Raw genomic sequence first — 10,841 nt, 5'->3', positions numbered from 1 at the left:
GAATAATGCTATAAAAGATTTGCGTTAATCACTCCGCCGCTTCCAATGCCACCTCTGCAAATTCCGCATCACTCATGGCTTCCAGTTTCCCTATGACCTGTCCGGCAAGCTCCACCATATCACTGTCCTGTATATGGGGGATCACGTTCTTTATGTCGGCAATCATGCCCGTCCTGTCCTGCCCCTCAAACACACACATCAAATTGATTTCTTCCACTGTAAATTTATCCATTAGCTCCCTCTCCTTTTCTATGAATTTCCATATAATCAAACTCCAGTTGGTTACTGCATATTCCGCTGCAAATATAGCCGCTTTGAAATGGCACTCTTTCGCTTGCTTTTTCTCCATGCCAATATAGTTTACTCTTGGGCTGAGCCACAACATTTCCACCCGGTTCTGCTTAAACAGCCGAAATCTTTCTTTATGGTCAAATATGCCCTGAAAGTTAATAAGCATTGCAAATGGTTTTCCAATCTCATACAGCCTTTCCAACACCCTGCCTTTTTGACTGTATGGAGGATTACTGATAATGTAGTCACATTCTGGCACTTCCATTAAGAAGAAATCCTGCCCCATTTTTATATGGCTATAAATGACTAAAAAGCCATGCTCCGACAACACTTTCACAAACTGGCTGTTCTCCATATCAAAAGGACACCATACTGTTGTATTCACCTTCAGCCGCTTCATAATCGGATATACCGCATAGGGAGGTGTCAGATATTCATCATTTTTATTGAACTTATATTGTATCTGTGCCATGCTCTTATATCTCCCTCTCTGATTTTTCTCTGTTCCCTTTTCCGGGACTTCCTTCTCCGACTTATCCCTCTGCTCGATAACCGCCTTTTTCTCCGCCAGCTTTTCCTTTATGGAAATTCTGCCTGTCTGTTTTTCCTCCTTCGGCTTCTCATTATTCAAGACGTTATCAATCATGTTATAGTTACATTCTTCCAGTTCCTCAATCTTTGCCAGCGGCTTGTATTCTGCCAGCCAGCTTATCTAACAGCTCCTTCGCCTTCCTTGCGGTCTGTACGCCCTCACTGCCGTCAAGCTCCGTCCCTTTCCCGATAATATCCGTCATGCCTTCCCGGATACTGTCTGAAATGAGCGCATTGAGGAAGTCATTCAGATACCCGGTATTCCCGTTCCTGATGTCCTCTGTGATATTCGCTATCTGCGCTTCCCTATCCTCCACTGTCTGATTGTACTGAACAGTGTCGTAGTTGTAGGAAAGCTGGTCTATCTCCGCAGCAAGGAAAGCCGCCTGCCACTTCTCCAGAGAACCCCTCACCTCTAAATCCGGCAACTTGTCGATCAGCTCCGCAATGACCTCCACCGCCTTCGGATTGTCCGTAATATCCGGCACATAGTCCAGAATCTCCAAATCCGCAACTCTGCCCGAAACAATATCTATCTGCGTGTCCTCATAGCTTTCTGTCCCCTCTGTATGGATATTGATGCCGATGCTTGGGATACCGTTCATCCTCTCCGGCGGTATCCGGTTGAAAATAGCGATTGCTTCCTCAATGCCTGCTATCCCCTCATGGTACTCTCCGAAATTGTGGAATTCCCCGCACTCCGCCACTGTAAGGGTAACAACCGTCTGTTTTTCCTCCTGTATCTCTGTTTCTACCCTATCCGCTTCCCTGGCACTGGCATCTATGTATGGATTCTTCCATTCTGTAAAAGGAATGTTTTCAAGGATACGGTTCTGTTCCCCTTCTGGAATCAAGTGTTCCATTTTCCCCTGTTCATAAAGAGTGTCAAACCTGTCCATATAAAGGGAAACATCATTGATGCCGCTGGTTTTTAGCTGAACCTCAAGCAATTCCTTTACCATATCCTTTGTTTCCTCCGGCGTTCTCTCCCTGTAAACCTCCGCCCGGTCAAAACCGACCTCTTGATACAAAGCCTGCAATTCACTCTTGAACTGACTGTTTTCCACTCCGTTCTGTGTAAATTCAATCGGTACACAGTTCTGGTTGTTTTTCACATGGAGTACGTCAAATTCTTTTCCATTGATGCCAAAGCCAAATACTGCCTTTGTCATGCCTGTCTGATCCGCATCTTCCCTCTCCCGGCACTCCTTAAACTTTGCGATTGCTTCCGAAAGATTGTCAAAACGCTCTACTTCACCTTTTTCCGGATTACTGCCTACTCTTGCGGATAAATCTTCAATGACATAGTAAGTAAATCTATCCGTACCCGGTTCTCCCTGTATGCCGCTTCCTACGGTATTCTCCGGCATTTCTGCCGCCTTATCCATAACCGGGGCTTCCTCTTTGCTTATCTCCGCTGATATGGAAAGCTCCTTTGTAAACTCCGGTATCTCCCTGTAACCAACGGAATCCACATAATGGCTTGTGTTCTCCCCGTCCTGATGCAGCACCACCACATCGCTTACAGAAAGGGATGCCCGGTAAAGTCTGCCGGGTGGTCTATGTTGAACTTGGTATAAATATTTTCAAGGCTCATGCCCTCCTTCAGTTCCCCGACAGACAAGGGTGTAATTCTCTCTGGAAACCGGGATACCTTCTTTTTCGAGGTAATCCATATCCATAAAGCGAATATCCCTTGTTTCCGCTGAATCTTTAAGCTGATAGATGCCAAACTTGCTCTCATTGCCATACAAAAGCTGTGCTTCCTTATTAGGCTCGCTGTCCTCTAATTCCTGCTTCATGGACTGGTATTCCTTATAAGCGTTCCAATCGCCTTTTTCCACGCCGAACAGCCCTTCATGCTCCTGCAATGCCGCCCTGTCCTCTACAAGCGTTTCTGAACCGTCTGCGTGGAGCTGGTACACTGAAACATCTTCCCCGAACAGCTCCGATGCCATATCCTTTGTGAGAGGGAGCATTTCATCCCACGAATACCCGTATTCGTGCATCTCCGACAGCCCCACCATCCCGTCCGGGAGAGCGTCAATTTCTTCCTGCGCCACCCTGATCGTTTCCCAAAGCAAGGCTGAATCGTCTTTCTGCTCCGCAATGGAGTGTGCAAGGGAAGTGGTCTTATACATATCATCCAGCTTATACGCATGGTTCATAATCAGATTGCGCTCATCGCTGTCATATACCGACCTGTGAAATTCCATGCGGTTAATGAGCTGCTCCGCCTGTACCGTTGCCGGAAGCTCCGAAGCGATATAAAGCTCCTTTTCCGTCATATCCATGTCATAATCAAAGAACTGCGGATAACCGTCATTCAAACCGCCGCTTCTCATAATCGGCACAAACTCAAAACCCTTTTCACGCAGATAATCCAGAGCAGTTCCCTCCTGCCCGTCCACTTCACGCATCAGTATGTCATACAGGGTATTCTGCACTTCCGACTGCATATTTGTGATTTTAATGGTTTCATATTCCCCGCTGTCCGGCGTGGAGAATCTCACAACCACATCGCCATATTCAATCGGAATGTTGGCTTTCTCCCGTTCTTCCTGCAATGCCTTGTAATCGGTTATCTCATGGGTATCCGTATCATAGGCATAGTCTAAATGGTATTCCCCTACTTCCTCACTCCGTTCATTGGCAAGCAGCGTTACCCATGCCCCGGCTCTTTCAAGGTAGGCTTCCACGCTCTGCCTGTCATCGTCTTTCATGGCAGACAGCAGATTAAATATTTCCGTCCTCTCCATGCCTTTAACATTCAAAAGGTCATATTCGGAACGGTCTGTATTTGACACAAGCAGGATAATGTCCTCCTGTGACTGTTCTGCAGCACGTTCCTTTTCAATCTCCAGAAGCTGCGCTTCAATCCCCTTTATCAGTTCCGAGGAAGTCCGGCGTATAGTGTCAAGGGAAGATTTCAACTCCGGCATCTCTTTTCCGCTGCTCCACCCGGCGATATACCCGAAAGAATAATCGGACGTGTCAATTCCGAAATGCTGGCATACGGTGTAGGCAACGCTCTCGGCTTCCACCTCTTTCGTTTCCCGGTCTTTGTCAAACCCTGTTTCATGTTCTATCTCCCTTGCATGGAGTTTTGCGTGCGCCACTTCATGGACTCCGGTTTTTGCGGTCTGGGCTTCGCTCATGCCCTCTTTAATGGCGATAGGGCGGCTTAAATCAATAAAATATCCTTTCCTGTCACCCTCCATTTCCTCATATCGGATTGGGACAGGGGAAACCCTCTCCAATGCTTCCATAAAATCCTGATAACGCTCCACATCCCCATGCAGTTCACTCACGCCAAGTCCGGGAAGCTCTTTCCCGTCCGTCTGGGAATAATCGAACACTGTCACGACACGAAAGGCGGGTATCTTTATCTCTACTTCCTCCATGACGGGCATCCCATCCCGGTCAAGCACAGGCTCATTCGTTACTGGATCAATCTTCTCCTGTTCCTCTTTGATTTTATAAGGCGCAGGCGCAAGGATACGGATACCCCTCTCGCCCTTGTTTACATGGCGTTCAAAATTCCTCTGCCATGCCTTGTATCCGGCAACGTATGTCGCATCCGGGCATTGCATCTCTATAAGCTGGATATTGTTTGCGCTGTAATTGTGGAATTTTGACATGGTGTTCAGGTAGCTTTTATATTTCTCCCCTTCAAACAGCTCCTTCAAGCCTTCCTCCAGCCTGTCCGTTATCTCTTTTACTTTCTGTTTTTCAGTTCTTGCATCTGCCATATGGTTATCTCTCCTTTTCCTCCATAAAAACAGAGGGCAGATAAGTTTCCCTGTCTGCCCCCGCTTTGGATATTTTTATTTGCTGATAGTTTTATAAACATTCCTCTTTGTTTTTTGCCTTATCCGGCTCCGGCGCTTTTTTCTGCTGTCCCGCCTTTTCCTTCATCTGCGACAGCTTATCCTTTACGGACACCCGCCCTCCTTTCTCCGCTTCCTTCCCGGCATCCAGACGGGCAGAGAGCCGATCCAGCTTTTCAAACGCCTGATCCGCCCCGTCAATCTTCTTCCGCAGGTTTTCCACCGCCTTTTTTACAGGCGTGTTGACTGCCCTTGTCAGACCGACACCCGGCTTTTCGTCCGATACCTCTTTCGTGCCTTTCCCGGCTAACAGCCTGCCCACGTTGGAAACGCTGTTCCCGATCTGCTTTAACTCGTCCCCGATGCTGTCAATCTGGTTGGCTGTCTTTTCACAGTCCGTCATCACGTCAACCAGACGTTCCCGGTAGCCGGAAAGCATGGACTTCATACCGGAGATTCCTTTCTGGAGAACCTTGCACATCTCCGCCTTGCCTTTTTCCTTAAAAGCGTTGATTGCCTGCGTTGCTGTTTCCACAAGGCGGTTTCTTACCGCTGTCAGGCGTTCCGACAGGCTTGTGACTTTCTCCTGAAGGCGGGATATTTTCTCCATAAGGTTCTCCGTAACGGACTTCGGCTGTTTCTCCTGCATCTGCGAAAGCTGCTCCCGGACGCCCTGTAATTCATCCACCATTGCGGCAAGCTGTACCTGCATACCCGCCACATACCAGAAAACACCCATAAAATCCTGTGACTGCTCTTTCATGTTCTGCTGGTTCAGCAGCTCTATAAGCTGCTTTAATGCGTCATTTTCCTCCATGACCTGTTTTGTGTTATGTCCTGCTGTTTCCATTTTGCCCTCCTTATAAACTTTCCTCTTTCCCTTTACCTTTTGAAATATCCGGCTTTTCCGGCGGTTTCTGCCCGTATGCCCTCTCACGCATCTCGGCAAGTTTCTCTTTTACAGAAATGCGGCATCTCGGACTGTCGGCTAACATCCTCTCCTTCCCATGCTCCGCCACCTTCTCCGATACTGCCCGGTTCACCTGCGGTCTGAAAGGCGCATCCGCCACCGCTTCCGCATCACGCCCCATTTCCTCTGTATCAAGTTCCTCCTGTTCCCCGTCATTCTCCGGCTCATCGTCCATATCAATCCCATCGCCGCCCTTTTCGTCCATATTTAACAGGGCATTTAGCTCTGTCAGGCGTTCCAGCTTCTCCGCAAGTTCCGCTTCCTGTGCGAATGGCTTTGTGACCTCCACCTTTGCGGTTTCAAGCTGATGCTCCACGTTCTCCAGCTTCTGCGCCACCGTTTCCATTTTCCCGGTCATGCCCTCTAAGGCGTTGCTTAACCTCTGCAAATTCCCCAACGGATCAGTGCCGATTTCCACCTCATGGGTGATGCTGCCCTTTAAATTCACCGTAAACTTGGAAAAGAACGAATCGAAGGAAACGCTCATCTTAAATCCCTGATACTCCCCGATTGTGACCGCTATATTCGGCTGTTTTGCGCTCCGGCACATATCAATCAGTGCCGCCCCGGCTTCCTTCTTGTCCGTATATACCCGGTTTCCGATTTTAATGGAGAAAGTATCCTTGTCCGGAAATTTATTCTGTGCGTAGGTCTGAATGTCGGCACGATACCCCGCAAGGCGTTCTTTCATGGAAGCGATCTGCACCGGGTAATGCTTCACGATATTGTCCTCTAAGCGGTATTTCTGGCTGGTGTGGTTTGCCTTTAACAGCTTTAGCTTGGACACCTGAATATCCAAATCCATCTTTTCTTTTATGTAGGGATTGCCCGTTGCCAGAGCCTTTACTTCCGCATAGGTGAGAGCCGCTTCGTCTATGTCCTCACAGCTTCTGACCGGGGATTTGCTCGTCATAATCTGACCGATGAATTTCTGCTTGTTTTCGATGAGCTGCCATGAGTAGCTGTCGAATGTCCCCTCCGTCACATACCGGAATATTTTTACCTTGTCATTCATGTTGCCCTGTCTTAAAATCCGACCTTCCTGCTGTTCAATGTCGGACGGACGCCAGGGCACATCGAGGTGGTGTAACGCAATCAGTCTGTCCTGTACGTTTGTCCCGGCTCCCATTTTTGCGGTTGAGCCTAACAAAAACGAACCTGCCCGCTTCTTACTTTTGCGAACAGCTCCGCTTTCCTTGTTTCCGTATTGGCGTTATGGATAAATGCTATTTCATGTTCCGGCACCCCCTTCGCCATGAGCTTATCCCTGATGTCCTCATATACGTTGAATGTCCCATCTCCTTTCGGTGTGGATAAATCGCAGAAGATAAGCTGCGCCGATTTCTGCTCTTTGGTCTGCTCCCAAATCTCAAACGCCTTCTCCACACAGGTTGTGGCTTTGGAGTTTTCTTCATCGGGAAGCATATCATTGATGAGCCGCTGGTCTAACGCTAACTTTCTCCCGTCATTGGTGATTTTCAGCATATTGTCGATGTTCGGCTGCACTTTCCTGTCCCTGACCGCTTCTGCCCTGTCCGCAAGTGACTGAACCATGTCCTGCTGGTACTCGCTCGGCTTTAACACGATATTTTCATAATCTGCTTCCGGCACAGGCAGCTTTAACATATCCGGTGTCTGTATGTCTGCACTTTCTTTGAATAATGCAATCAGTTCCGGTAAATTAAAAACTTTGCGAACCTTGTTTTTGCCCGGTATCCAGTCCCCTCCGGCGCAAGCTCAATCGCTGTCTGAGTTTCCCCAAACGATGCCGCCCAACTATCGAAATGTCCCAATCCCAAACGCTGTAAGGTATTGTACTGGAGATACCGCATATTGGTGTAAAGTTCCGTCATACTGTTGCTGATCGGAGTACCCGTTGCGAATGTGATTCCCTTCCCTCCGGTTAGCTCGTCCATATACTGGCACTTGGCAAACATATCCGAGGATTTCTGCGCTTCCGTCTGTGCGATGCCCGCCACATTCCGCATTTTTGTGTATAAAAAGAGGTTCTTATAATTATGGCTCTCGTCCACAAACAGCCGATCCACGCCCAACTGTTCAAAGGTCACAACATTGTCCTTCCGACTGGAATCATTCAAGCGGCTTAACCTTGCGGACAGAGATTTCTTCGTCTTTTCCATCTGCTTAATGGAGTAACGCTCGCCATTCTCCGCTTTTAAGGATTCGATAGCCATTTCAATTTCTGCTATCTGTCTTTCAATCATCGCCATCTGCCTTTCGGTGGAAAGCGGGATTTTTCAAACTGACTGTGACCGATAATCACAGCGTCATAATCCCCTGTTGCGATTCTGGAACAGAACTTTTCCGGTTGGCGGGTTCAAAATCCTTCTTGGTTGCCGCTAAGATATTCGCCCCCGGATACAGACGCAGGAAGTCACTCGCCCACTGCTCCGTCAAATGGTTTGGCACGACAAATAAGCTCTTTTGGCACAATCCCAACCTCTTATTTTCCATTGCCGCCGCAATCATTTCAAAGGTCTTTCCTGCACCCACGCAATGGGCGAGCAGTGTGTTGTCCCCGTATAACTGATGCGCCACAGCGTTAAGCTGGTGTGGTCTGAGTACAATGTCCGGCGTCATGCCGGGGAATTTTAAATGCGAACCGTCATATTCCCTCGGTCTGGTGGAATTGAAAAGCTCATTATATTTTACACATAAATCCTGCCTGCGCTCCGGATCACGAAATACCCAATCTTTAAAGGCTTCCCTAATTGCTTCCTGCTTCTGGCTTGCCAGCGTGGTTTCTTTTTTGTTGAGGACTCTTTTTCCTTCCCGTCCTCCGTCACAATGTCAAAAATACGGGTGTCACGCAGGTTTAAGGAATCCTCCAGAATCTTATAGGCGTTTGCCCGCCCTGTCCCGTAAGTCATGTTGACAAGGGCATTTCCCCGGTCTGCGTTTTTCCCCTTCACGTTCCACTGCCCGGTTACATTAGAGTAGAGTACGCCCATTGTGTTACGGTCAAAAAGATACTCCGGCGTTTCAAAGGTTTCACGCATGAAGTCCTCAATATATTTTGGTGAAATCCATGTTGCGCCCACACGCACCTCAATCTCCGATGCGTCCAGCTCCTTCGGCTGTACGCTTTCCAGTGAGGATACGTTAATGGCGTATTCCGGGTGGTTTTCCGCAAAGGTTCTTGCCACTGACAGCTTCTCCCGCACGTTCCCACTTAAATACTCGTCTGCGGTTTCCCATTCCTCTGTGACCGGGTTCTGGAAGATTACCCCCGCAAGCTCCTTCGTGATTTCCTCCACGCTCTTGTCCGCAAGCTGTGACATATAGGCTAAGTCCACGCCCGCCTTCTCACTTAAAGATACCGCCAGCGCTTCACTTGCTGTGTCCACGCTCGTCACAACTTCCTGCTTTTTAATGGTACGTTTGGAGAACATATCCGCCTTGCCGATGAAATTCCCCTCATCGTCCAGATTTTCAAGGGAGCATAACAGGCAGTAGCTGGAATCCTGATTGAACGCCCTCCGGTTGGTCTGGGAATTCAGCAGACCGAATTTCTTGGAGAAACCATCGTATAACTGGTTTAATTCCGCCTGCTTGTTTAAAATCATTTCCTCCGGGTACTCGTCCAACTGGAAGTTTATCAACTCCTGCGTACAGTCCCGGATTGCCACCATGCCCTTCATGCGCTGCTCCGCCTTCTCCGACACGTCCACAGGCTTCATTATGGAATTTTCCCGGTAGTACACTTTATCATCCACAACGGTATAGCTGTAATTCTTTACCTCCGGATCGGCGGGTATGTTCTCCCTTGCCAGCTCGTCATCAATCTCATTGAAATCCGCCTGCTCGATGCTGCCCTCCACATAAGAGAGCGCATTTTTAAGCTGCGCCGACAGGGGAAGGGACGTGTCCGGCAGGCAGGCGCTTTCCATGCCATGCGCCCCGGAAACCATCTCCATTTTTCCGAGTACCATTTCCGGGTGGTCTGCGAAATACTGGTTCATCACGATACCGTCTTTTTCCGTCAGATGCACCCAGTCCGGCTCAATGTCTAACACCCGGTCACGCTTCTTTAAGAATAAAATATCCGAAGTGACCTCCGTACCCGCATTTTCCTTAAACGCTGTGTTCGGGAGCCTGACCGCCCCCAATAGCTCCGCCCGCTGTGCAAGGTATTTCCGCACTTCCGGGTTTTTCTTATCCATAGTCCCCTTTGAAGTGACAAAGGCAACGATGCCGCCCGGACGTACTTTATCCAAAGTCTTTGCGAAAAAATAATCATGTATCAAAAAATTGTGCTTGTCATACTGCCTGTCAGACACTTTATACTGTCCGAAAGGCACATTTCCCACCGCCACGTCAAAAAGTCATTGGGATAACTGGTATTCTCAAATCCTGTGATTTTAATGTCCGCATGAGGGTAAAGCTGTTTTGCGATGCGCCCGGTAATCCCGTCAAGCTCCGCCCCGTAGAGCCTGCTCCCTGCCATTTCCTCCGGCAGACAGCCATAGAAATTCCCAATGCCTGCGGCGGGATCTAACACATTCCCTCTGGTAAATCCCATTTTCCCACAGCGTCATAGATTGCCTGAATGATGACCGGGCTTGTGTAGTGGGCATTTAATGTGCTTTCCCTTGCGGAAGCGTATTCCTCCGGGGATAACAGGCTCTTTAATTCCTGATACTCATTCGCCCAGTTCGCTTTGGAAGAATCAAAGGCATCGGCAAGACCGCCCCAACCTACATATTTTGCTAAGACTTCCTGTTCCTCCGGCGTGGCAGTGCGGCGTTCACCTTCAATCTTTTCAAGGGTTCGTATGGCTTCCACGTTCTGCCGGAATTTCTCTTTCGGCGCAAATCCTTTCCCGGTATTCTCCGCTTCATTGAAAGAGATACGGTAATTAACTGCGCCTGTTTTATCAATCTCCGGCTCCTTTTGCGGTACTTTTTCCGGCTCTGGCGGATTGCCCCCGGTCAGCGTTTCCACATCACCCATGACCTGTTGGATAAACGGATCGTTTTCTAAGGCAGTTTCATCTACTACCTGCCCGTCCACAATCCCGGCTTTTTCCAGACCTTCCCGGACAGCCTGTGTGTCAATGTCGGAGAAATCATCTTTTTCAGCAGAATCTTTTGATTTTGAAACAGTTCCCGGCTCTGTAACAATACTTTCTGCTTCTT

At 48.6% G+C, this 10,841-nt stretch carries 3 protein-coding genes and 2 pseudogenes; all 5 read right to left on the bottom strand.

Features of this window, described 5'->3' with window-relative positions:
• Window positions 1-28: 28 nt before the first annotated feature.
• On the bottom strand, window positions 29-232 hold the full coding sequence (locus tag GN277_RS32090) for a transposon-transfer assisting family protein (RefSeq protein WP_159749872.1): 204 nt from the start codon (window positions 230-232) through the stop codon (window positions 29-31).
• A 730-nt stretch (window positions 233-962) separates the two neighbouring features.
• Window positions 963-2,479 (bottom strand): annotated as a pseudogene (locus GN277_RS32370) (YodL domain-containing protein).
• Window positions 2,469-4,634, bottom strand: a complete 2,166-nt coding sequence (locus tag GN277_RS32365; protein WP_408641651.1) for an ArdC-like ssDNA-binding domain-containing protein — start codon at window positions 4,632-4,634, stop codon at window positions 2,469-2,471. The pseudogene GN277_RS32370 and the gene GN277_RS32365 overlap by 11 nt, the downstream one beginning before the upstream one ends.
• A gap of 91 nt (window positions 4,635-4,725) precedes the next feature.
• On the bottom strand, window positions 4,726-5,562 hold the full coding sequence (locus GN277_RS03875) for a DUF6674 family protein (protein WP_159749870.1): 837 nt from the start codon (window positions 5,560-5,562) through the stop codon (window positions 4,726-4,728).
• A 10-nt stretch (window positions 5,563-5,572) separates the two neighbouring features.
• Window positions 5,573-10,686 (bottom strand): annotated as a pseudogene (locus tag GN277_RS32080) (DEAD/DEAH box helicase family protein); the annotation flags it as partial.
• Window positions 10,687-10,841 lie beyond the last annotated feature (155 nt).

Source organism: Sporofaciens musculi (assembly GCF_009830285.1).
In the GTDB taxonomy this organism is placed as follows: domain Bacteria; phylum Bacillota; class Clostridia; order Lachnospirales; family Lachnospiraceae; genus Sporofaciens; species Sporofaciens musculi.
This window is presented reverse-complemented; position numbering and strand designations above follow the sequence as displayed.

Bases quoted from the DNA above. Each gene is read 5' to 3' on its own strand.
- GN277_RS32090 (WP_159749872.1), bottom strand. From the start codon at position 232: ATGGATAAATTTACAGTGGAAGAAATCAATTTGATGTGTGTGTTTGAG.
- GN277_RS32365 (WP_408641651.1), bottom strand. From the start codon at position 4,634: ATGGCAGATGCAAGAACTGAAAAACAGAAAGTAAAAGAGATAACGGAC.
- GN277_RS03875 (WP_159749870.1), bottom strand. From the start codon at position 5,562: ATGGAAACAGCAGGACATAACACAAAACAGGTCATGGAGGAAAATGAC.